Source organism: Haloarcula sp. MBLA0138 (genome assembly GCF_055632455.1).
Window position 1 is genome coordinate 1,989,528 of record NZ_CM145746.1, and the last position, 21,824, is coordinate 2,011,351.

The window sequence follows — 21,824 nt, forward strand, 5'->3', positions numbered from 1 at the left end:
AGGCGACCTTCAATACAATATATTTTAGCTAAATTTTATTACTTTAGCCCGTCCCATGAGCCCCATGACCGGCACAGCGCAGACGGGCGAACCGCCGACGGTCCCGGCCCCGGTTCCGCCGGACGACACCGCCGCGTGGTACGCGCCCGACGTTCGGGAACAGGACGCCATCGGCCACGGCGTCGTCGTGACGATACGCTCTGACGAGACGTTCCGGTACGAGGTCCGCGAGCCGCTACCGTCGGCCGCCGAACGCGAGGCGCTGTCGACCGTCGAGGCTCACTTCGACGGCGCGAACATCGAGCGCCCGCGGACGCGACAGGGGGCCGTCGAGCGGATGCGCGAGGGGTTCGACCGGAAACACCGACGGGTCATCGACCGGCTGGTGGACTGCTCGCCGGCGGCCCGCCGCCGCGTCGCGTACCACGCCCTGTGTTCGCTGGCCTGTCTCGGCGACCTGACGCCCTACGCCCTCGACGACCGCATCGACGTGGCCGACGTGACCGACGAGGGCATCGTCGTCCACACCGACGACTACGCGCCCCTGACGACTGCGCTCCCGTCGGACCCCGCGTACATCGACCGCTTCGCCAGCGAGCGGGTCGGCGAACACACGGTCCGGTTCCGTGGGTTCGAGGTCCCCGTGGTCGTCTACCGGGAGCACGTCCTCGGGGCCGACCCGTTCACGACGAAGTACGCGGTCCGGGAGCCGGACCTGCTCCCCGGCGACCGCGAACTCATCGCGGAGTGTAAGGAGCGAATCTGGGAGACGAACGTCGACGGGCTCGTCGAGGACCGCGGCGACTTCGTCCGCGAGCGCGCCCGGACGCTGCTGGCCCGGCAACTGACCGTCCGGAACACGACCGAACTCCTCGACGCCGCCCGGTATCGGGTCCGGTCGGCGATGGCCGAACTCGGTGTGGCCGTCCCGCCGGTCGACAAGCGGTTCGCCGACGGCCGGCTCGACGACCTGCTGTACTACGTCCTCCGTGACCTCGTCGGCCACGGCAAGCTCACCGTTCCCATCCGCGACCCCACGCTGGAGGACATCGAGGCCAACCGCGTCGGCGAGCGGGTGAAAGTGCTCCCGCGGGCCGACCTCGGTCACGACGGTCGCGTGCCGACGAACCTCGCCTTCGAGTCCGAGAGCGCGTTCGTCAACGTCGTCACGCAGTTGGCTGCCGACGACGGGACGGAACTCAACGCCTCGAACCCCAGCGCGAAGGTCAACATCGACCCGCCGACGGCCCACGACGCCGACGAGACGATTCGGTGTGCGGTGGCGCTCCCGACCATCAGCGAGGACGGCCCGCACATCTCCATCCGGAAGCAGGCCGCCGACGCGATGACGCCGGTCGACCTCGTCGAGGGCGGCTCGCTCCCCACGGAGTTGGTCGCGCTGCTGTGGCTCTGCTACGAGTCCCACGGGGTCGTTCTCTTCGCCGGTCCGACCGGGGTCGGCAAGACGACGCTGCTCAACGCGCACATGCCGTTCATCCCGTACCGCGACCGCCCCATCAGCATCGACGAGGGGTCCCGGGAGGTCCGGATTCCCCACGAGACCGGCGTCTCGCTGACCACCCGCGACCACGAGCGCGACCACCGCCGGGTGACGATGGCGGACCTGATGACGCAGTGTAACTACCTGAACCCGGACGTGGAGGTCATCGCCGAGATAAACTCGCCGGCGTCGTTCGAGACGTTCGCCGAGACTCTGAACACCGGCCACGGCGTCGTCGGGACGACCCATGCCTCGGACATCGAGACGCTGGTCAACCGCGTCGTCGAGCAGGACCTCCCGACCTACCTGCTGTCGGAGATCGACCTCGTCGTGTTCCCGCGTCACACGGACGGCGAGCGGTACGTCGGCGAGGTCGTCGAGTTCACCGACGAACCCGGACAGCGCGACGGCGGACGGAGCGGGACGGTCCGGAAGGACGGGACGACGTTACATTACAACACGGTCTGTGCCCGGGAGCCAAGCGGCGAGTTCGACTTCGCCTACGACCATCCGGCGCTGGGCGACGACGAGCGACGCGTCGATACCGAGGTGTTCGACCGGCTCGCGTCGCTGCGCGACGAACCGGTCGCGGCCGTCGAGGAGACGTTCCAGCGCCGGCACCGATACGTCCAGTACCTCGTCAGGGAGGGCGTCGACGACTTCGAGGAGCTGTTCGGCGTGCTGGCGGACTTAGAGACGAACGAGGCCGCGACCGTCGAGCGACTCCGCCACCGCACCGCCCGGGAGCGGGCACCGTTCGAGTTGGAGGTCGGCCGGGATGGCGACTGAGGGGGACCGGCTCCGGCTGCTGGACCGGGGTCTCTACGCCCTGTTCGCACACCACGCCGACGACAGTGGCCATCGGACGACCAGAGAGCGCTACCGGGCGGCCTACCCCGACACGGAGTTCGGCGTGTACGTCGCGCGACTGTACGGGTTCGCGTGGCTCCTGACGCTCGGCGGCGGCCTCGGCGTCGCGGGGCTGACGCTCGCGGTTCCCGACCGGCTCGTCGCTGCGGCGACGGCGTTGGCCGCGCGGAGCCTGCCGGTCGTCAACCGGCTCCCGCTACCGGACGTGCCGCGGGTCGGAACCGCCGTGTTGGCTGGCCTCGCCGCCGGGTTCGTCCTCCGGTGGAGCGCCTTCGCCGCCGGGGAGCGGTACCTCTCGTGGGTCGCCAGCGCGCGCCGCGCCGACATCGCGGCGACGCTCCCGGGCGCGGTGCGCTACCTCCGGGTGCTCGCCTCGGGGACCCACGACAGACGGACGATGCTCCGTGCCGTCGCCAGACAGGACGCCTACGGCGAGACGGCCGTGGCGCTGCGCCGGGCGCTGAACAGGGCGGCGCTCACCGGGAGCCTCGACGACGGACTGGAGCGGGTGGCGAGCGAGACGCCGTCGCGGGAGTTGCTCGCCCCGTTCCTGCTGAACTTCAGGGAACACGCGAACCAGAGCGCCGAGGCACTGGAGGGGTATCTGGAGATGGAGGGGCGGCTCCTCTCCCACGAACAGAGCCGCCGCCACGAGCGGGCGACGGGCTACTTGGAACTGCTGGCGGAGCTGTTCGTCGTCCTGCTCGTCCTCCCGTCGCTTGCGGTCCTCATCGTCACCGTCATGGGCGTCCTCGCGCCGGGGCTGTCGAACACCGTCTCGACGCCGTTGGGGCCGGTCTCGATTCGGGCCGTCGTCGTGTTCGGCTGTGGTGGCCTCGTCCTCGCCGCCGGCGCGCTGGCCGCGTTCGTCGTCCAGACGCTCCGACCGCACAACACCGCCGCGCCGAGCTACGAGCGCCCCGACGGCGTCGTCGGCATCGTGACGAGCGCGGCGTCGAACCCCGCGAGCGCGCTGGCGGTCTGCCTCCCGCTCGGCGTCGGCGCGGCGGCGTGGCTGTGGCTGCTGGGCTACGACCCGGTGAACGTCGGCCTGCTGTCGTACGCCGCCGTCGGCCTCCCGGTCGGGGCGGTGTCGGTCCGGCGGGCGCGACGCGACGACGCGAAAGACCGGGAGATACAGGACTTCGTCCACGCCGTCGCGGGCCACGTCGCGCTTGGGCGGCCGTTCCCTGACGCCGTCGACCGGGTCGCGGCGGAGGTCGGACTGGGGGCGCTGGAGCGGGACGTAGCGTCGCTGGCGTTCACGCTCGAACTCGGCGACAGCCCGGACGACGCCGCGGCGGACCGCCGGGCGGCCGCGCTCGACCAGTTCGTCGAGCGGGTCGGGACACCGATGGCCGAACAGACCATCGGGCTCGTCGTCGGCGCGCTGGACGCCGGCAGCGACGCGGAAGACGTCTTCGAGACGCTCCAGACCGAGATAGGACGGCTCTACCACCAGCGGAAGTCGCTCCGGTCGGCACTGTTGGTCTACGTCGCCGTCGGGTGGACGACGGCGCTGCTCGTCGTCGGCATCACCGTCGCGGTCAACGTCTACGTCCTCGACGGGTTCGCACAGCTCTCGGCCGTCTCGGGCGCGTCGAGCATCGCGCTGGACCCGACCGCGATTCAGCCGGCGCGCGAGCAGTACCGCTTCTACGTCGTCACGCAGGCGACGATGCTCGCGTGTGGCTGGTTCGCCGGGACCGCGAGCCGCGGCGGCTACGAGGCGCTGTTGCACTCGAGCGCGCTGGTGGTGGTGGCCTACGTCGTCTATGCGGGGGCGGGGTTGCTGTGAGCCGCCGCCTCCGCGGACAGTCACACGTCGTCGGTGTCGTCCTGCTACTGGGTATCACCGTCACCGCACTCGGCGGGCTGACGGCCGTCGTCGGAGCCGTCGTCGACGGACAAACGGCCGCGGCCGACGAGGCCCGAGTGGCGGACACCTTCGACTCAACGCTCCGACCCGTCGAGCAGACCGGACGGACGCGGTCGACGGTCCGGGTCACCGGCGGACGAGTGACGACCGTCGACCGACAACTGCGGATACTGACGGCGTCGGGGACCGAACGGACCCTCGACGTCGGTGCGCTGGTCTACGAGGGCGACGGGACCAGAGTCGCGTTCGTGGCCGGAGCGGTCGTCCGCGGCCCGCCGGGCGAGGCGTGGGTCGTCAGAGAGCCGCCATTGACTGTGACGGCGGCCGAGGAGGCCGTCGTCGTCGGTGCCCCGCGGCTCGGGTCGGCCGGCGCGACCGTCGCCGGGTCCGGCGGCATGGACGTGTCGGTTGTGACAAACGTCAGCCACCGCCGCGTGACGCTGCCGGCGGCGGAGTACAGCGTCGCCATCGAGACGGCGACCCCCGCGGCCCTGCGACGGTCGCTGGACCGGCCGGAACTGCGGACGACGCGCCGCGACATCGACGGCGACGGCGTCCCGAGCGTCGTCGTGACCGCGGACGGCCGCCGGACGCTGTATCTCGTCGTCCACGAGATGCGACTGGAGGTGGGGCATGGATAGCCGCGGCGTCAGCACGGTCGTCGAGAAACTGCTCGCGCTCGGGGTCGTGGTGCTGTACATCGGCTTCCTGACGACCACGCTGTACGGCGGCGTCATCCCGGAGTACCGGAGCGCGGTCGGGGCGGAACTGGGCGAGCGGGTCCTCGCCGAGGCGAGCGCCGCAGTCGAACAGGCGGTCCCACCGCGGACGCGGAGCGTCGCCGCGACACGACGGGTCGACGTCCCCGCGACCATCGACGGACGGGCCTACGAACTACGTGCCGACGGCGGACAATTGGTCCTGTCCCATCCCGACCCCGCAGTCGGCGGGCGTATCACACCGGTGTTGCCATCGCGTGTCACTGCTGTCGAGGGCGCGTGGCAGAGCGGCGAGCGGACGGTCGTCCGCGTCACCGGCGGGAACGGGAGCCTCGCGGTCAGGCTGGAGGGCGGGCCGTGAGTCACGACCGCAGCCAGCGGAGTCCGCCGGCGGCAAGCAGTGCGGCCAGCAGCGCCACCAGCCCGAAGCCGGCGAAGACCGTCACGAGCGCGCGGACGAACCCCGGCAGTCCCGCCGGTGCCGCGACCGCGACGAACGCGGCGATGCCGAAACAGACGACGGCGACGAACACGCCGACGAACAGGAGGTCGCTCGGGTCGAGGCGTCGCACGGCCGCCGGTACGAGCGGCGCGGGGAAAACTGCACGGGACCGCGGGCAGACGACTCTCCCCGCGGTAGCGGTCGCGCTCGTCGTCCTCACCGCCGTCACCGGCGTCGCGGTGCTCTTTGCCGACACCGCGATTACGGGCGCGAGCAGGACGCCGGGCGAGCGACACGCGGCCGCGGCGGCGGCCGACAGACTCGTCGCGGCCGACGGGCCGCTGACCGACCGGGCCAACGTCGTCACCCGGGGGCGGGCCGCGGCGTTCGACGCGGTCACACTGCGGCGCGTGGTCCCGCAGGCGGACGAGCGGGCCGTCCGCGTGACGCTTGGCGACCGGACGCTGGCGAGCGACGGACGGCCGACCGGCGGGACGACGGTGCGGCGACTCGTCCTCGTCGAGCGCCGGCAACGCGAGCGCGTCGTTCCCGACCTGACAGGCGAACGACGGGTGACGCTGCCCCGCCGGACCGACGCGGCGACAATCACCGTGGCCCCGCCAAACGGGACGGCGGTCTGGACGGTCCGGGCGGACGGTCGCGTGGTGTTGCACGACCCCGCCGGCCTCAACGGGACCTTCGACGTGGCGCTGTCGCCACAGCGGACGACGACGCTACGGTTCGTGGGGGCCGGCCGACTTGGCCGTGGAAACGTGACGGTGACCTACGCCGCGCCCCGGACGCGCAAGGCGACGCTGGCGGTGACCGTCGATGCGTAGGGCGCAACTGCCGCTGTCGCTCGTCGAGGTCGCCATCGGTACGACGCTGATACTGAGCGTGACGCTCGGGTTCGCGCTGGGCGTTCCGGCACCCGACCGGCGGTCGCCCCAGTTGGAAGCGTACGCGTCGGATACGGCGACTGTACTGGCGGGCGAGTCGCCGCGTCACGGGGGCCGGACGCGCCTGTCGGAACTCGCTCGGAGCGAGCGCGGGTTCGAGCGCGAGCGCCGTGCCGTCGCCGAGCGCGTCGACCGCATCCTCCCGGCGAACGTCGTGTTTCGGCTGACGACGCCCCACGGGACCGCGGGCTATCCGCGGCCCCGTGCCGTCAGCGTCGGCACGGCGACGGTCCCGACCGGCTACGGCCCCGTCCGAATCGAGGTGTGGTACGCGTGACCGACCGCGGGCAACTCGTCCTCGCGGCGGCTGTCCTCGTCGCCGTCGCGCTGGCACCCGTAGTGCTCGCCTACCTCCAGTTGGGGTACCACGACGACGTGCGGGCGACGGCGGCGTACGACGACGACGGGACGCGAACGCTGCGGGCGTTGGACCGCGCGGTGACGACGGTCGGCTACGGCGTCGCGGCGGAGTACGGCTGGTCCCGGCGAGACGATGCCGTGACCGACGTGCGGTCGCGGCTCGCACCGCGAATCGACCGCCTGCGGACGGCTGCCGTCGACGACGGCACGGTCCACACGGTCGCGTACAACGACACCGCGGCGCGTCGCTGGCGGGCGCGCGAGTGCCCGTCCGGTCCCGGTCGACAGTTCGGCACCTGCGTCGCCGACCGCGGCGTCGTCGTCCAAGAGCGGGCCGGTCGGACGCACGTGCTCGCGGTCGCGTTCGACGTGACCACGACGACGCCACGCGGTGAGCGGACCGCCACCGTCGTCGAGCGGGTGGTCGCGTGAACGCCGACCGGGAGACTAATGTCGACAGCCGCCCAACGGAACGGCTTGATGGAATCGAGCGAGCGGGTCTACGGGGACGTACAGTTCCTCACGGGGTCGCCACAGCGCCACGCCGTGCTGGCGGCGCTGGCCGAGTCGCCCGCGCCGCCGCGGGACCTGTGTGCCACAGTCGACGCCACGCGGACGACGGTCCAGCGCATCCTCGCGGGCTGTCGGGACCGGGAGTGGGTCCGCAAGCGCGACGGCGACTACCGGCTGACGCCGACGGGCCGGCGGGTGTTCGAGCGGTACCGGGACCTCCTCGCGACGGTCGAGCGGGCGAGCGAAGTGGGGCCGTTCGCGGTCCACTTCGAACCAACGGCCGGAGAGCTCCCGGCGACGGCCTTCGAGTCGGGGACGGTGACGGCGGGGACCGACGGGACGCCGCTGGCCCCGGTCCAGCGGTTCACCGAGTGGTTCGAGGAGCCCGACGGAGACGTGCGGGCTGTCTCGCCAATCGTGGCGGCGTCGTTCAACGAGGTGGCAGCGGGGCTGTTAGACCGGGGCGTCGAGATCGAGTTCGTCATCGACCCGAGCGTCCTCGAACGCTCTGTCGAGGAGTTCGAGCCGGCGCTCGAACGCGGCGTCGAGGACACGGGCATCGACGTGTTCGTCCACGAGAGCCCGCTGGCGTTCGGGCTGGCGCTGGACGACCACCGGTGTTGTCTGGCAGCCTACGGCGACGGGAACAACCTCCGGGCGCTGCTGGAGTGTGACGACGAGCGGACCTACGAGTGGGCCGTCGAGCAGTACGAATCCATCCACGACGGGGCACAGCCCCTCGAAACCGCCGTCTCGTCGTCGGCCTGAGTCGACGCGTCGCTGTCGGGCGGGCCCGGTGACTACGTAGCGACGGCGAGCGAAAACGGGGTGGGCGGCCGAAACGAAGCGGGCCGAAGCGCCCTCGGAGGCGGGTGCCACGATAAACGACCCGTCCGAGCGGGCGGCGGCAGACGGCGAGTCGTTCCCCATCGAACGACTGGGGCGCGGTCGACCTATATTTAGTTACGCGAACAGTTACGCGACCCGGAACGTGTTACCGAGCCTGTAACACCCCGGGCGACAGTATAAGTACGCGGGCGTCGATTGTCCGCGTATGTCACCGCCGGGCCGGGAAGTACAGTACACGGAATCGGATGTCATCGAGGTGTTCAAGGACCGTGGCGACTACGCCGAGCCGCTGACGGCCTCGGAGGTCGCCGAGCGACTGGGCTGTTCGCGTCGGACGGCGCTGAACAAGCTTCACGACCTCGAAGCGGAGACGGATATCACGAGCAAGAAGGTCGGCGGGCGGTCGCGGGTCTGGTGGATTCCGGTGCGGACCGACTAGAGGTCCCACTCGGCGGCGCGCTCGCGGGCCTCGGCGCGGGCCTGCTCCCGGATGGCTTCGATCTTCTCCTCGTCGTCGAGGAAGGCCGCGACGGCGCTTGGCGACGCCTCGGGCGTGGTCTCGTCGCGGTCAGGTTCGGTCGGGAGGGGGCGGTCGGGCGCGCCGTGGCGCGTACTCTCGGCGAGCGCGGGGTCGCCGGCCAACCGCTCGGCGGGCATCCCCGGCGGGACCCGGAGGGCGTCGGCGTCGTGGACCGAGTCGAGGTCGCGCTCGTCGAGGGCGTACATCTCGACGTGGTAGGGGCCGGGAACCGCGAGGTCCGCGAGCGCCGCCGGCCCGCCGCGCTCGGTTCCGGTGTGGTAGGCCAACACCGGGACGCCGTCGGCGAAGGTGAGGACGCCCCGACCGTCGGCGTCCAAGAGGAGCGCGTCCTGTGGCTCGAAGACGACGTAGCCGGTCAGTTCGCGGTCGAGCGCTTCGGCGAGGGCCTCCCGCGGGTCGGCGACGACGCGGGACTTCCGGAGTTGCCCCCGCGGGACCTTCATGGCTGCTCGGGGATGACGGCGCTGCGGAACCGGTCGGCGACCGCGCCCGGCCGCCCGGTCCGGACCGACAGTGCGTCGGCGGCCCGTCGGTACGCCGCGGCGGGGTCCGAGGCGGGCGCGTGAGCCAGCAACGGGCGGCCGGCGCGGCGGGCCTCGCGCACTCGCTCGCTCTCGGGGACGGTCCCCAGCGTCGGGCCGTCGAAGTACCGGTCGGTCTTGTCGGTGACGGCGTCGATGTCCTCGTCCTCGCGGACCTTGTTGAACAGCACGCCGGCCACGTCGGTCCCGTAGGAGGTGGCGTACTCCTGTACCTTCAGCCCGTCAGTGATGGCCGGAATCGTCGGCTGGAGGACGACCACGATGCGGTCGGCAGTCACGACGGGGAGGACGGCCGCCCGGCTGTCCAGCGCCGGCGGCGAGTCCAACAGGAGGACCTCGGTGTCGGCCGCGAGGGCGGCGACCACTTCGCGCAGTCGGGTCGGGTCGGCGTCCCGGAAGCCGTCGAGGCTGGTACCACAGGGGACGACGGTCATCCCGAACCGGTCGTAGGTCGCGGCCTCGACGGGCGCGGTGTCGGCGAGCACGTCGTGCAGCGTCGTCTCGGCCTCGGTGAGTCCCGCGTGAAAGAGGAGGTTCGCCATCCCGGTGTCGGCGTCGACGACCGTCACGTCGTAGTCGTCGGCCAGCGCCATCCCGAGCGCGAGGGTGCTGGTAGTCTTGCCGGTCCCACCCTTCCCGCTGGCGACGGCGAACGCTTCGACCATTGGCGGCGGTAGCGCCCCACTCACATATAAAGTTCCGGTTCGATAGCGAGGAATAAAATCAGTCGAGACCGAGTGGACCGAGGTCGACGGCGTCGCCGACGAGCGCCGCGGCGGCCGCGTAGGGGTCCACCGTGGCGGCCTCGGGGGTGCCGTCGGTTGTCGCGGTGTCCGCGTCTGCGTCCGGACCGCCGAGAACGGGGTCAGGTGGCTCGACACCGACGGCCGCGAACGTGTTTCGTACGAAGGCATCTCTGGGCGCGGCGTTCGCAAAGAGGTCGTGAAGGTAGGTACCCAGCACCGACTCGGTGGCCGCCCCCTCACCGTCGAACGGGCGGGCGGCGTCGCCGGTCAGGGTCGACTCGCCCATGTGTATCTCGTAGCCCTCGACGCGGCCGTCGGCACCGGCGAGCGGTCCGACGCCGTCGAGCCGGCGCTCGACGTGGGCGACGGTCTTCTCTGCCGAGAAGGCGGTCGTGACCGGCAGCAGGTCCAGCCCCGCGACGCGGTCGGCGTCGCCGGTCCCCTCGATGGCAGCGCCAGTGATCTCCTCGCCGAGCATCTGGTACCCTCCGCAAAGTCCGACCACGGGGCCGTCGAAGGCCGCGAGCGCGTCGTCGAAGCCGGCCGCCCGCAGCGCCAGCAGGTCGTCGGCGGTGTTTTTCGTCCCCGGGAGGACGACGGCGTCGGCCTCGGCCAGCGTCGCGTCCAGCGGGACGTAGGCGACGCGGACGCCGGGCACGCGGGCCAGTGGCTGGAGGTCGGTGAAGTTCGAGATGCGGGGGAGCCGCGGCACCGCGACGGTGACGCTGCGCTCGTCGGAGACACCGTCGTCGTCGCCGCGGACGGCCCGCCGGCCCTCGGGCGGGAGCGCGACGCTGTCCTCCTCGGGCAGGCCGGGGTCGTCGTAGGGGAGCACGCCCAACACGGGGACGCCCGTCCGGGTCTCGAATTCCGCGACGCCGGGGGCCAGCAGCGAGCGGTCGCCGCGGAACTTCGTGACGACCGCGCCGGCCACGCGCTCGCGGATGTCCTCGGGGACCAGTTCGAGCGTCCCGACCAGCGACGCGAAGACGCCGCCACGCTCGATGTCGGCCACGAGAAGCACGTCGGCGTCGGCAAAGCGGGCCGTCTCGACGTTGGCGAGGTCGCGGTCGTGGAGGTTTATCTCGGCTATCGAGCCGGCTCCTTCGGCGACGACGACCTCGTGGGCGTCGGCCAGTCGGGCGTGGGCGTCGCGGGCGGCGGCGAGGGCGCGCTCCCAGTGGGCGTCGTAGTACTCGCGCGCGCCGACGTGGCCGACGGGGTCGCCGTCGACGACCAACTGGGACTCGCCGTCGCCGCGGGGTTTGAGCAGGACCGGGTTGTGGTCCGTCGACGGCGGGACGCGGGCCGCGCGGGCCTGCACGTACTGCGAGACGCCGACCTCGCCCCCCGGCGTCGCCCGCGCGTTGTTGCTCATGTTCTGGGCCTTGAACGGCGCGACGGCGACGCCGCGGTCCGCGAGCAGGCGACACAGCCCGGCCGCGACGGTACTCTTGCCCACGTGGGACGCCGTGCCGGCGACCAGAACGGTCCGGGCCATCGCTTCGCTGTCGGCGCGCCGCGTACAAGAGTCGTTCGCCGGGGTCAGTACTCGGTCCCCTTGCGCGCGCCCTGTCCGTCGTCGATTGGGTGGCGCTCCTTGCGGACCTCAGTGACGAGGTCGGCGTGGTCGAGCAGGTACTCGGGGCGCTCGTGGGCACCGGTCAACACCAGCTCGAGGCCGTCGGGCTTGTCGTCGACGAGGGCGAGCACGTCCGCGGGGTCGAGCAGTCCGCGGCCGGCGGCGTAGAGGACCTCGTCGAGGACGAGCATGTGGACGCCGTCGTCGGCCGGGCTGTCGGCGGGGAACGGCGTCGAGAGGTCGGCGTCGGCGCTGGCGTCGACGACCGTCCGGGCGCGTTCGAGCGCGCCGGCGGCGCGGGCAGCGTGCTCGTCGTCGTCGCTCCCGTCGAGGAAGCCGTGCCAGCCGTAGTGGCCGGCGTTCTCGTAGGAGAACCCCGGCAGGGCCGCGATGGCGTTGTACTCGCCGCGGACGTCCTCGACGGAGCCGGTGCCGCCCTTCATGAACTGCAGCAGGTGGACGCGGTAGCCGTGGCCGACGGCGCGGGCGGCCATCCCCAGCGCCGCGGTGGTCTTGCCCTTCCCGTCGCCCCACCAGACCTGCACGAGGCCGAACTCCTCGGGCGCACCGGGCGTTATCGGCTCGGCGGTCGGACCGGCGTCGTTGTCGCTCATACCCCCTTCTTTATGGCTCGCGCACATCGGTCTGCCGGTCGGTGACCACGCCGTGGGCGGCCGCGGCGGGCGACGGCGGCCCGTCGGGGTAGCGGGCGGCGAGGCTCGCCCGCACGGCGTCGCGGACGCAGGCCCGCGTCGCGGCCCCGACCTCGGTCGCGCTGCCGGCGAAGCGGGCGCGCTCGGCGTCGGGCCGACAGCCGACGACGGCGGCGTCGGAGGTGGTCCCGGGGGCGTCGGCCACCGCCAGCAGCGTCGCCGCCTTCGCCTCCACGGCGGTCCCCAGCAGCGTCGCCAGCGCGCCGTCGCCGAGCGCCCGGTCGACGCCGACGACGAGGTTGACCGTGCCGGGCCGCCAGTCGGCGGTATCGATAGCATCGGTAGCATCGGTGCCGTCGGTGGCGTCGGCGGCGGTCCCGTCCGACCCGTCGGCGGTGTCGGTCATCGGCAGGGTCGCGGGGTTCGACACCCCCGCGGTGGCGAGGACGGCGACCGGGCCGCTCCGGGCGACGCGGGCGTGGGCCACGTCGACGCCGGTCAGGAGCGTCGGCCCGACGGGAAAGTCCGCCGCGGCGAGTCGCTCGGCGCGGTAGGCGTCAAGGTCGGTCCGCTCGAACCCCTCGGGGACCGTGACGTTGTACGCCGCGTCGGCGACGCGGTAGCCCCCGTCCCACGCCGTCGAGAGCCAGCGCCCGCCGTCGAAACCGAACCGACAGACCCCGGCCCGGCGCTCAGTCTCGAACACCCAGCGCCTCCAGTAGCCGGTCGTTCTCGGCGGGCGTCCGGACGGCGACCCGGACGTGGTTGTCGAGGCCGCGGAACGTCCGGGCGTCTCGGACCACCACGCCGCTCTCGCGGGCGGTCGAGAGCAGGTCGTCGACCCCCGTGTCAGTCGGTTCGAGCAGGAGGAAGGGGGCCTGCGAGTCGTGCACGTCGAACCGCGCCGAGAGCCGGTCGGCCAGCCGCTCGCGCTCGCTCGCCACCCGCTCGCGGGTCCGGTCGACGAACGCGCGCCGGCCGTAGCAGTGCGCGCCGACGGCCGCCGCGGGGCCGCTCATCGACCACGCGCGCCGGGCCGTGGCGAGGCGGTCGAGCCGGTCGCCGGCGGCGACGGCGTACCCCATCCGGACGCCGGGGAGGCCGAATAGCTTGGTGAGCGAGCGCGCCACGACGACGCCCTCGCGGCCGGCCAGCGACGGCCGGTCGGTGAAGCCGAGGAAGGCCTCGTCGACCAGCAGCGCCGTGTCGGCGTCCCGACAGCGGTCGGCGAAGGCCCGCAGGGCGGCCGCGTCGTAGGCGTCGCCGGTCGGATTGTTCGGGTTGCAGGCGATGGCGAGCGCGTGCGGGCCGGGGTCGGCCGAGAGGAGCGCGTCGTGGGCGACGAACTCCGGGTCGCCGCCCTGTAAGCGGACCTCGCGGGCGTACTCGCCGAAGCTCGGAGCCGGGACGAGGACCGAGTCGCCCGGCGAGACGGTCGTCTGTATCGCCAGCCGGATGGCTTCGAGGCCGCCGGCGGTCGGGACGACCTGTCCGGGGTCGCAGTCGACGAAGGCCGCGGCGGCCCGCCGGAACGCGGGGTAGCCGTCGTCGGGGTACGAGCGGGCGGCGTCGAACGCCTCGCGGTAGGCGCGCTCGGTCCCCTCTGGAACCTCGGGGTTCGTGTTGGCGCTGAAATCCAGCGGGTCGGGGTCGTCGCTGCTGCCGTGGGGGACGCGGCCGTCGGCGTCGAACGGCGCGTCGGGGCCGCCCGCGTCGCGCAGGCGGGCGACGCTCTCGGGGTCCATGGCGGTGGGTGGCGCGCCCGGACCGAGAAAGTTTCTCTCAGTCCCGGCCGGCCGCGTACAGCAGCGCCGCACCGGCGAGGACCACGAGAGCTTCGAACCCCCGTTCGACGCCGGGTTTGGCCGAGAGCGACGCCGGCGTCGCGGCCTCGTAGGCGTACAGGTACGCGCCGTCGTGAGCGTATATCTCGCCGGTCGAGTAGCGCACGGGGTCGTCGGACCGGGCGCTACCGGTTCTGAGCGCGCGACGGACGGGCGGTTCCGCGTCGGCTGGGTCGTCGGCAACCGTCGACAGGACCGTCTCGGGGTCGGCGCGTTCGAGGCCGAAGACGAACGCCTCGCGCTCGTCGTCGTAGGCGACCGTCCGCCGGTAGACAGTGCCTTCGCCGCCGAAGACGACGTATTCGGGTGGGTTGGGGTACGGGCTCCCGGTGTAGGAGAGGAGCCCCGGGTAGTCGACGGAGACGTTCCCGTCTCGGAGACGTGATTCGAGGTAACAGGCGCGGTCGTGGTCGACGGTGGCCGCGGCTCCGAGGCAGGCGACGTCCTCGGTCGGCCCGGCGGGCGGGGCGCTGTCGCCCAGTCGGAGGCCGTCGTCGGTCGCCGATACCTCCGCCGTCCGGTAGACGTAGTCCTCCCCGGTCAAATCGAGCGCCGGTCCCCAGACGGGGACGGAGACGAGCACCAGCCCGAGAAGGAGGAGAGCACGCTGGCGGACCATAACCGGCCGCTCGGTCGGCCGTCAGTTAAACGCGTCGTCGGTGGTCAGGAGCGCCTCGGCGACGCGGGCGTCGGCCAGCGTGTTGACGTTGACCGCCAGTCGCGCGTCGTCGGCCAGCCACGCGCTCTCGCCGCCGTCGCCGACGACGTTGACGCCGGTCGGGGCGACCGTCCGCCCCCCGCGCTCGAAGGTCGTGTCGGTGCTGACCCCGAGGTCCCGTTTCAGCGCCGCGGGGACGAGGACGGTCAGCGAGCCGCCGTCGTGGGCGACGCACACGCGGTCGAGAACCGTGCCGTCGAGCAGCGGGAGGTCGGCGGCGACGGTCAGGACCGGGCGGGAGAGTCGGGCGTCCGACAGCGCCGCGTCGAGGTCGGCGACGTACCCCTCGCCGGGCGTCTCGACGCAGGGCACGTCGAGGTGGGCGCGCGTCGCCGGGGCGTTGGGCGAGGTCGCCGCGTAGACCCCTTCGACCGTACTCCCCTCCAGCGCCGCCGCGACGCGGTCTATCATCGGGACGCCGTCGACCCGAAACAGTGGCTTCTCCGCGTCGCTGTCGAGCCGGGTCCCGCGGCCGCCACAGAGTATCAGAGCGTCCACGCGACCACCCCGGGGCCGGCGAGCGACCACGCCGTGACCGCCGCGTGGAGGGCGGCGACACGAGCCAGTTCGTTGGTCGCGCCGAAGGCGTCGCCGCCCACCCCGCCGAGCCGGCGGTCGGCCCACCGCCGTACTCCCAGCGCGACGAGGGGACCGGCGGCGACGGCCGCGAGCGAGGCCGGGACCGCGAGGACGGCGGCGGGGAGCGCCGCCAGCGCCGCCCACGCGAGGTCCGACGACCCGTTGCCCGACAGCACCGTCGCGCCGAACCCCTCGTGGCTCGGCGAGCCCAGACAGGCCAGCGTCGCCATGCCCAGTTTCGCGCCGACCTCGCTCGCCAGCGCAAGCGCGACAGCCACGAGCGGCCCGACGGCGGCGAGCGCGAGCGCGCCCAGCGCCAGCGCCAGCAGCGCGCTCGTCAGCGCGAGGACCGCGCCCACGCCGACCTCGGTGTCGCGCATCACCGCGCGGCGCTCGGCGGCGTCGCCGTGGACGGCGGCGGCGTCGCCGAGGTCGGCCAGCCCGTCGGCGTGGTTGACGCCGGTGACGGCGACGACGGCGGCAAGGTAGGCCGCCGCGACGACCGGGGCCGGGAGGTGGCCGACTGCGAGGAAGGGGGCGGCGACGAGCGCGCCGACGACGTAGCCCGAGAGCGGGAACGCGGCCGGCGTCGCGGCGAAGGCGTCCCACGCGGCCTCGCTGTGGCCGACGGGGAGCCGCGACAGGAAGCCGAGCGCCCCGCGGACGGCGGTCAGAACCACACGACCGCCCCCGCGAGTGCGTAGGCGAGCGTGCCCGCGAGGCCCACGCGGTCGACGGCCGCCTCGGAGCGCTCGGCGGTCGGGTGGTCGGCGCTCGCGTTCAGCGCGTAGACGCCGGGCTTCTCCAGACAGACGCCCGCGGCCGCGGCGACGACGCCCATCGGCCAGCCGGAGTTGGGCGAGGGGACGCGGTCGAGCCACTGCCGGGCGCGGGCGAGCGAGCGGGGGTCGCGGAAGGCGACGGCCAGCAGGACGGCGCTGGCGCGGGCCGGCAACCACATCGCGGCATCGTCGAGCCGTGCGGCTGGCGTGCCGACCCGCTTCGAGCGGTAGCCCAGCATCGAGTCCATCGTGTTGACGGCCTTCACCCACGCCGCCGCGCCGGCCGCGAGCGGGAGCGCCGGGAGTCCGACGAGCGGCCCAGCGGTCGCCGTGAGCGCGAACGCGCCCAGCGGTGCGACGAGTCCGTCTGCGAGGTTCTCGGCCGCGCTCTCGACGGCCGCGCTCCGGACCAGCCCCGGCGTGAGGTCGTCGGCGTTCCGTCCGGCCAGCGCGAGCAGTTCCTCGCGGGCGCTGGCGAGGTCCCGCTCGCTCTCGGCGACGACGGTCCGGGCCGTCGCACAGAGGTGCCGGAGGCTCGTCGTCAAGAAGAGCGCGACCCCCGCGGCCAGCGCGGCAGCGACCGCCGAGACCGCCCCGGCGGCCGCGACGGCGACGGCAACGGCGACGGCGGCACCGACCGGGAGCGCGACGGCCGCGAGCGCCCCGACGGCGAGGGGGCGGTCCCACGGGCGGTCGACCGCGCCGACCAGCGCCCCGAACCACGCGACCGGGTGGCGGCGGGTCGCGGGCTCGCCGACGGCGAGTTCGAGCGCGGCGGCCGCGAGGACCGACAGCGTCGTCAGCACAGGTCGCCCTCCCGGAGCAGGCGCGCGACGGCGGGGAGCGGCGTCTCGGACAGCAGGACCGAGCGAGCGCCGACGCGACCGGCCCCGCCGTCGGTGCGGGCGTCGTCGCCGACGTGGACGAGCGCCGACAGCGGGACCCCCAGCGCGTCGGCCGTCGCCGCGAACGCCTCCCGGTGGGGCTTGCGCCAGCCACAGCCGACGCTGGTGACGACGGCGTCCAACCGGTCGGCGTCGAGGCCACTGCGGTCGAGCGTCCGCTCGGCGAGACCCGGGACGGAGCAGTTCGAGCAGACGGCGACGGCCCCGGCGTCGGCGGCGGCCGCGAGCGCCTCGGCCGCGCCGTCGCGGCTCCGCACCGCGGCGTCGAACGCGTCGAGGACCGCCGCCCGGGCGGTAGCGTCGGACACCGAGACGCCGCGACTCGCCAGCGCGAGGCGGACGTGCTCGTCCAGCGGTGCCTCCCGGCCCCGGTCGTACTCGCGGTGGCCGGTCCGGTAGGCGGCCTCCCAGTCGTCGGGGACGGCGACGCCGCGGGCGTCGAGCGCCGCGGCGACCGCGTCCCACGGCGCGGCCGGCCGGTCGGCGTCGACCAGCGTCCCGAAGAGGTCGAACGAGACTGCCACGCTCGTTGCAATAGCGCAAACCCACTTGAACTGTGCGGTGGGTTCGGCGGCCGGTAGAGACCCCCCGACGGCCGGAGCTGACGTGCGTCAGACGGGTTAAATATATCCGATACTTTCTATCGCCATTATTGTCTGATTCCGTATACGAATTCGTCCGTATACAGTCAGAATTAGTAAATAAATCACTACACTGTGTCGGTGTGATTCGGAACGGGAGGGGGAGAGTTCGGCGGCAGTCAAGACCGACTCAGCCGCCGTTTTCACATACGTAAACCTATAATTCACTACCAGCGGTGGTGGACGGCGTCGCGGACGTGGGCCTCGTAGATGTCTCGGACCGCGCCGTGAGTCTGGTGCGAAAGCGGGTCGAGGTCCGAGACGGCGGCGTTGGCCTCGATGTGCTCGGGGGTCGTCGACCCGGGGATGACCGTCGAGACGGCGTCGTGGTCGAGAATCCAGCGCAGGGCCATCTGAGCCATCGTCATCCGCTCGGGGACGTGCTCGCGGAGCGCGTCGACGGCGTCGAAGCCGGCGTCGACCGGCAGGCCCGCGAACGTCTCGCCGCGGTCGAAGGCCTCGCCCTCGATGTTGAAGTTGCGGTGGTCGTTCTCGGGGAACTCCGTGTCCCGGGAGAGCTTTCCAGTGAGGAGGCCCGAGGCCAGCGGGACCCGGACGATGACGCCCACGTCGCGACGCTTCGCCTCCTCGAAGAACAGCTCCGCGGGCCGCTGGCGGAACATGTTGAAGATTATCTGGACCGTCTCGACCCCGGGGTACTCGATGGCTTTCAGGGCCTGCTCGACCTTCTCGACGCTGACGCCGTAGCGGTCGATTTTCCCCTCGTCGCGCAGCCGACGAAGCGCCTCGAACGTCTCGGGCTGGTAGTACGCGTCGGTGGGCGGGCAGTGCAGTTGGACCAGTTCCAGCGAGTCGACGCCGAGGTACTCCCGCGAGCGGTCGACGAACCGCGAGAGGTTCTCGTAGTCGTAGCGGTCGGCGGTGTGGGGGTCGAGTCGCCGCCCCGCCTTCGTGGCGACGGTCACCTCGTCGCGGACGCCCCGCTCGTCTAGGACTTCGGCGATGCGCTGTTCACTGAACCCGTCGCCGTAGACGTCCGCGGTGTCGATGAAGTCGATGCCGGCGTCGAGCGCGGTCCGGACGGCCTCGCGGCCCGCCTCCTCGGAGACGTCGCCCCAGTCGCCGCCGATGTTCCACGTACCGAAGCCGACCTCTGTCACGTCGTACCCGGTGGTGCCGAGCTGTCGGTGCTGCATACTCGCGGTTACCGCCGGACGTACTTGTGCCTGTGGCAAGCGGCCAACGGAAAGATGAGCGGGTGCCCGATAGCAGGCGGGACGTGCCGTGTGGACGCCGAGGGGCGGCCGGCTATTCGACCCACTTGGCCCGGCGGACGTCGTAGCCGCCACAGTCGGGGCAGGCGTGATACTGTACGTCGAACGATGTCTCACAGAGGAGACATATATACGGGTGCCGTTCGTGTTCCCCGAGCTGGGAAACGTCCTTAGCCTTGTCAAACACTCCCATCGACGACCACACCGTTGCTTGTACCCGTATCGCTAAAAAGAGCGAGGATAGTTCACGTCGTTTCACGCGCCGCCGTCCGGTGGTTCTCGGTTTCGAGACGCCGGCGTTCTGGCTCGGTCACACCCCGACCGGAGCGGCGACGCCGACGCGTACGCCGCGGTGTGAGCGATGCTCGCGGTCCGGCCGCGGGGCCCGCCCGTCAGACTCCTGTCACGACTTGGAGAGGAAACGTCGATGCTGCCCGTGATACCGGGTTTTTAATAAAAATTCGGTTGTTACCCACGTGCATGGACGACGCACCAGCCGTCGGGGAGCTCGCACCGCCGAACCGCACACTGATGGGTCCCGGACCCAGCGACGTGCATCCCCGCGTCCTGCGGGCGATGAGCACGCCGCTGGTCGGCCACCTCGACCCTTCCTTCATCGAGATAATGGACGAGGTACAGGACCTCCTGCGGTACACCTTCCGGACGGACAACCAGTGGACCATCCCCGTCTCCGGGACCGGGTCGGCGTCGATGGAGGCCGCCATCGGCAACCTCGTCGAGCCCGGCGACACGATGCTCGTCCCGACCAACGGCTACTTCGGCGACCGGATGGCAAGCATGGCCCGGCGGGCCGGCGGCGAGGTGGTCACCGTCGACGCCGCGTGGGGCGAGCCGCTCGACCCCGCCGACGTGGAACACGCCTTCGACGCGCACAGCCCCGACGTGTTCGGCTTCGTCCACGCCGAGACCAGCACCGGCGTCCTCCAGCCGTCGGTGCCGGAACTGACCGACATCGCCCACGCGAACGACGCCTTGGTCGTCGCGGACACGGTGACCTCGCTGGGCGGCGTCGAGTTCCGGGCCGACGAGTGGGACGTCGACGTGGCCTACTCCGGCCCCCAGAAGTGCCTCTCGTGTCCGCCGGGCGCGAGTCCGCTGACGCTCAACGACGACGCGATGGACAAGGTGCTCTCCCGGGAGACCGACCCCCGCTCGTGGTATCTGGACCTCTCTCTGCTGGAGGGGTACTGGGGCGAAGAGCGGGCCTACCACCACACCGCGCCCATCACCAACGTCTACGCGCTCCGGGAGGCCCTGCGACTCGTCGCCGAGGAGGGCATCGAGCAACGCTGGGAGCGCCACCTGTCGGTCGCCGGCGCGCTGAAAGCCGGCGTCGAGGCGATGGGGCTGGAGATGAACGCGCCCGCGGACTACTGGCTGCCCAGCCTCAACACCGTCAGGGTCCCCGACGGCGTCGACGACGGCGCGGTCATCGACCACCTCGTCGGCGAGTTCGACCTCGAGATCGCCAGCGGCCTCGGCGCGCTGGAGGGCGACATCTGGCGCATCGGCTGTATGGGCCACTCCGCGCGCCCGAAGAACGTCAGCTACCTCATGACCGCGCTGGGCGACGCGCTCACCGAACAGGGTGCCGACGTGGACGTCGACGCGGGGCTGGCGGCGACGAGCGACGCGCTCTGAGTCAGTCTCACGGTTCTGTGCCCCGCTACCGGAACGAGGCGACTCGCAGTCGGCTACGAAACGACCGGAAAGGAAGTCCGCCCTCCCCGATTTGAACGGGGGGCAAGTCGATCTACAGTCGACTGCTCTACCAGTCTGAGCTAAGGGCGGGCTGCACCAGAAGGTAGCCCGTCGTCCGGACTTAAGGGTTGTTATTCGGTCGAAACCGAGCCGAAACCACACGGTTGATTACGCAAGAAGTAAACGGAGGGTGGTCGTAGGCGGGGGCACGTGCTGGGAGACTGCGTCTACTGCGCCGACCGCCTCACCAACGAGCAACAGTCGCTGTCGTGTGACAACTGCGGGGACGGCTTCCACGTCCCGTGCGCACGCGACGCCGACGAGTTCACCGTCGAGAAGAACTCGCGGCTGCTCGGGTCGACGACGTACGCCGTCGACTGCCCGAGCTGTGGCGACAGCTGGGAGATCGGGTTCGACCCGCGCTGACAGACAGTCGTCAGACATCGCGGGAAGATTGAAATACCCCGGCGCACAACCTATGCGACGAGTCGGATGAGCAAGATTACCTTCCGCGCCGACGACGACCTCGTCCAACGCCTCGAGGAGTTCGACGCCTCGAAGAGCGAGGTCATGCGGGAGGCCCTCCGGTCGTATCTGGAGGGGGCCGGCGACGGCGGCGCGGCCGTGTCCGACGTGACCGACACCGAGAGCATCGACGCGCTCATCGCCGAGCGCGTCGACGCTATCATCGAGGAGCGCCTCGCCGACGCCGTGCCGACCCGACAGCCACAGGACGTGAACGTAAACATCGCGCTCGAAGGGGACTCGGCCGGGTTTTCGGCGGAATCCGGACAGTCCCGGAGTGGCGAACAGGCGGCGTCGGACGCGTCGACGACGGGCGTGTCACACGGCGCTGCGGAGCGTAAGACAGAGGCGGGGGAGCCCGAAAACGACGAGGCGCGGGCGCGTAAGACGTGTGCGCAGTGTGGTGAGAACCTGTCCGCAGACCACGTGTACTGTCCGAACTGCGGCGAGAAGTCGTCGCGCCGAGTGTTCTGTGAGTGCGGCGACGAGCTGCGTTCGGACTGGGGGTTCTGCCCCGGCTGCGGTCGTCGGACGCCCGCTGCGGACGTTCTCGACAAGTCGTAAGCCGCGTTTACCCGCCCGACAGGGCGTCAGACACCGCAAACGCCCGAGTGTATGACACTGGGCACAAGTTTTATTATACCACAGTCTGTGGTACATCGTGCGTAAGACGGTCGTCTTACAGAGCGAGCGTCCCGGTGGCACCGCGCCGCTGTT

The 21,824-nt window shown here is 71.8% G+C and carries 25 protein-coding genes and 1 tRNA gene; 12 read left to right on the forward strand and 14 right to left on the reverse strand.

The annotated features are described in order from the left end of the window. The first annotated feature begins 64 nt into the window (after window positions 1–64). Genes ACV7JO_RS10530 through ACV7JO_RS10545 form a run of 4 tightly spaced genes read left to right on the forward strand, consistent with a single transcriptional unit; the run spans window position 65 to window position 5,330 of the window. Window positions 65–2,290, forward strand: coding sequence for a type II/IV secretion system ATPase subunit (locus ACV7JO_RS10530; protein ID WP_470353368.1), 2,226 nt, complete (start codon window positions 65–67; stop codon window positions 2,288–2,290). After that, the gene (locus ACV7JO_RS10535; RefSeq protein WP_470353369.1) at window positions 2,280–4,169 is read left to right on the forward strand and encodes a type II secretion system F family protein; all 1,890 of its coding nucleotides are present in this window, start codon (window positions 2,280–2,282) and stop codon (window positions 4,167–4,169) included. Before ACV7JO_RS10530 ends, ACV7JO_RS10535 begins: the two co-directional genes overlap by 11 nt. Continuing rightward, complete coding sequence (locus tag ACV7JO_RS10540) at window positions 4,166–4,891, forward strand: DUF7289 family protein (RefSeq protein WP_470353370.1); 726 nt, start codon at window positions 4,166–4,168, stop codon at window positions 4,889–4,891. The genes ACV7JO_RS10535 and ACV7JO_RS10540 overlap by 4 nt, the downstream gene beginning before the upstream one ends. Next, window positions 4,884–5,330: a DUF7266 family protein gene (locus tag ACV7JO_RS10545; RefSeq protein WP_470353371.1), complete on the forward strand. Its 447-nt coding sequence runs from the start codon at window positions 4,884–4,886 to the stop codon at window positions 5,328–5,330. The genes ACV7JO_RS10540 and ACV7JO_RS10545 overlap by 8 nt, the downstream gene beginning before the upstream one ends. Window position 5,331: 1 nt before the next feature. On the opposite strand, the gene ACV7JO_RS10550 is transcribed toward ACV7JO_RS10545, so the two are convergent. Further along, window positions 5,332–5,541 carry a hypothetical protein gene (locus ACV7JO_RS10550; RefSeq protein ID WP_470353372.1) on the reverse strand — a complete coding sequence of 70 codons (210 nt, stop codon included), beginning with the start codon at window positions 5,539–5,541 and terminating at the stop codon, window positions 5,332–5,334. Here ACV7JO_RS10550 and ACV7JO_RS10555 point away from each other — a divergent pair. The 5 genes from ACV7JO_RS10555 (at window position 5,474) to ACV7JO_RS10575 (ending at window position 8,531) form a co-directional block, all read left to right on the forward strand. Next, window positions 5,474–6,250 (forward strand): DUF7263 family protein, encoded by a 777-nt coding sequence (locus tag ACV7JO_RS10555; protein WP_470353373.1) that lies wholly within the window; start codon window positions 5,474–5,476, stop codon window positions 6,248–6,250. The two genes, ACV7JO_RS10550 and ACV7JO_RS10555, sit on opposite strands and share 68 nt — an antisense overlap. Beyond that, on the forward strand, window positions 6,243–6,647 hold the full coding sequence (locus ACV7JO_RS10560; RefSeq protein WP_470353374.1) for a DUF7262 family protein: 405 nt from the start codon (window positions 6,243–6,245) through the stop codon (window positions 6,645–6,647). Before ACV7JO_RS10555 ends, ACV7JO_RS10560 begins: the two co-directional genes overlap by 8 nt. Then, the gene (locus tag ACV7JO_RS10565; RefSeq protein ID WP_470355770.1) at window positions 6,644–7,162 is read left to right on the forward strand and encodes a DUF7261 family protein; all 519 of its coding nucleotides are present in this window, start codon (window positions 6,644–6,646) and stop codon (window positions 7,160–7,162) included. Before ACV7JO_RS10560 ends, ACV7JO_RS10565 begins: the two co-directional genes overlap by 4 nt. 48 nt (window positions 7,163–7,210) lie before the next feature. Further along, entirely contained in the window at window positions 7,211–8,011 is an 801-nt protein-coding gene (locus ACV7JO_RS10570) for a helix-turn-helix transcriptional regulator (RefSeq protein ID WP_470353375.1), read from the forward strand. Window positions 8,012–8,297: 286 nt separating this feature from the next. Then, entirely contained in the window at window positions 8,298–8,531 is a 234-nt protein-coding gene (locus ACV7JO_RS10575; protein WP_470353376.1) for an HTH domain-containing protein, read from the forward strand. Here ACV7JO_RS10575 and ACV7JO_RS10580 read toward each other — a convergent pair. The 12 genes from ACV7JO_RS10580 to ACV7JO_RS10635 form a co-directional block, all read right to left on the reverse strand. Further along, window positions 8,528–9,076, reverse strand: a complete 549-nt coding sequence (locus ACV7JO_RS10580; protein WP_470353377.1) for a DUF8054 family protein — start codon at window positions 9,074–9,076, stop codon at window positions 8,528–8,530. The genes ACV7JO_RS10575 and ACV7JO_RS10580 overlap by 4 nt on opposite strands. Beyond that, entirely contained in the window at window positions 9,073–9,840 is a 768-nt protein-coding gene (locus ACV7JO_RS10585) for a nucleotide-binding protein (RefSeq protein WP_470353378.1), read from the reverse strand. The genes ACV7JO_RS10580 and ACV7JO_RS10585 overlap by 4 nt, the downstream gene beginning before the upstream one ends. Window positions 9,841–9,898: 58 nt before the next feature. Then, the gene (locus tag ACV7JO_RS10590; RefSeq protein WP_470353379.1) at window positions 9,899–11,422 is read right to left on the reverse strand and encodes a cobyric acid synthase; all 1,524 of its coding nucleotides are present in this window, start codon (window positions 11,420–11,422) and stop codon (window positions 9,899–9,901) included. A 44-nt stretch (window positions 11,423–11,466) separates the two neighbouring features. Further along, window positions 11,467–12,117, reverse strand: coding sequence for a cob(I)yrinic acid a,c-diamide adenosyltransferase (locus ACV7JO_RS10595; RefSeq protein WP_470353380.1), 651 nt, complete (start codon window positions 12,115–12,117; stop codon window positions 11,467–11,469). A 10-nt stretch (window positions 12,118–12,127) separates the two neighbouring features. Next, window positions 12,128–12,862 (reverse strand): adenosylcobinamide amidohydrolase, encoded by a 735-nt coding sequence (locus ACV7JO_RS10600; RefSeq protein WP_470353381.1) that lies wholly within the window; start codon window positions 12,860–12,862, stop codon window positions 12,128–12,130. Beyond that, window positions 12,849–13,901, reverse strand: coding sequence for a threonine-phosphate decarboxylase CobD (cobD, locus tag ACV7JO_RS10605; RefSeq protein ID WP_470353382.1), 1,053 nt, complete (start codon window positions 13,899–13,901; stop codon window positions 12,849–12,851). Before cobD ends, ACV7JO_RS10600 begins: the two co-directional genes overlap by 14 nt. Before the next feature lie 37 nt (window positions 13,902–13,938). Beyond that, complete coding sequence (locus ACV7JO_RS10610) at window positions 13,939–14,619, reverse strand: DUF8127 domain-containing protein (protein WP_470353383.1); 681 nt, start codon at window positions 14,617–14,619, stop codon at window positions 13,939–13,941. A 21-nt stretch (window positions 14,620–14,640) separates the two neighbouring features. After that, window positions 14,641–15,216 carry an NTP transferase domain-containing protein gene (locus tag ACV7JO_RS10615; RefSeq protein ID WP_470353384.1) on the reverse strand — a complete coding sequence of 192 codons (576 nt, stop codon included), beginning with the start codon at window positions 15,214–15,216 and terminating at the stop codon, window positions 14,641–14,643. Beyond that, the gene (gene cobS / locus ACV7JO_RS10620; RefSeq protein ID WP_470353385.1) at window positions 15,204–15,977 is read right to left on the reverse strand and encodes an adenosylcobinamide-GDP ribazoletransferase; all 774 of its coding nucleotides are present in this window, start codon (window positions 15,975–15,977) and stop codon (window positions 15,204–15,206) included. Before cobS ends, ACV7JO_RS10615 begins: the two co-directional genes overlap by 13 nt. After that, window positions 15,968–16,885, reverse strand: a complete 918-nt coding sequence (locus ACV7JO_RS10625) for a CobD/CbiB family cobalamin biosynthesis protein (protein ID WP_470353386.1) — start codon at window positions 16,883–16,885, stop codon at window positions 15,968–15,970. Before ACV7JO_RS10625 ends, cobS begins: the two co-directional genes overlap by 10 nt. Next, window positions 16,879–17,508 carry an HAD family hydrolase gene (locus ACV7JO_RS10630; protein WP_470353387.1) on the reverse strand — a complete coding sequence of 210 codons (630 nt, stop codon included), beginning with the start codon at window positions 17,506–17,508 and terminating at the stop codon, window positions 16,879–16,881. The genes ACV7JO_RS10625 and ACV7JO_RS10630 overlap by 7 nt, the downstream gene beginning before the upstream one ends. 284 nt (window positions 17,509–17,792) lie before the next feature. Next, window positions 17,793–18,782 (reverse strand): aldo/keto reductase, encoded by a 990-nt coding sequence (locus tag ACV7JO_RS10635; protein WP_470353388.1) that lies wholly within the window; start codon window positions 18,780–18,782, stop codon window positions 17,793–17,795. Between the two features lie 558 nt (window positions 18,783–19,340). On the opposite strand from ACV7JO_RS10635, the gene ACV7JO_RS10640 reads away from it, so the two are divergent. Then, window positions 19,341–20,522, forward strand: coding sequence for a pyridoxal-phosphate-dependent aminotransferase family protein (locus ACV7JO_RS10640; RefSeq protein ID WP_470353389.1), 1,182 nt, complete (start codon window positions 19,341–19,343; stop codon window positions 20,520–20,522). Between the two features lie 76 nt (window positions 20,523–20,598). Here the strand turns inward: ACV7JO_RS10640 and ACV7JO_RS10645 are convergent. Then, window positions 20,599–20,672, reverse strand: a tRNA-Tyr gene (locus ACV7JO_RS10645). A 120-nt stretch (window positions 20,673–20,792) separates the two neighbouring features. Here ACV7JO_RS10645 and ACV7JO_RS10650 point away from each other — a divergent pair. Then, window positions 20,793–21,008 (forward strand): hypothetical protein, encoded by a 216-nt coding sequence (locus ACV7JO_RS10650; protein ID WP_470353390.1) that lies wholly within the window; start codon window positions 20,793–20,795, stop codon window positions 21,006–21,008. A gap of 66 nt (window positions 21,009–21,074) precedes the next feature. Then, a complete protein-coding gene (locus ACV7JO_RS10655; protein WP_470353391.1) occupies window positions 21,075–21,671 on the forward strand; it encodes a double zinc ribbon domain-containing protein in 597 nt (198 codons plus the stop codon). Window positions 21,672–21,824 lie beyond the last annotated feature (153 nt).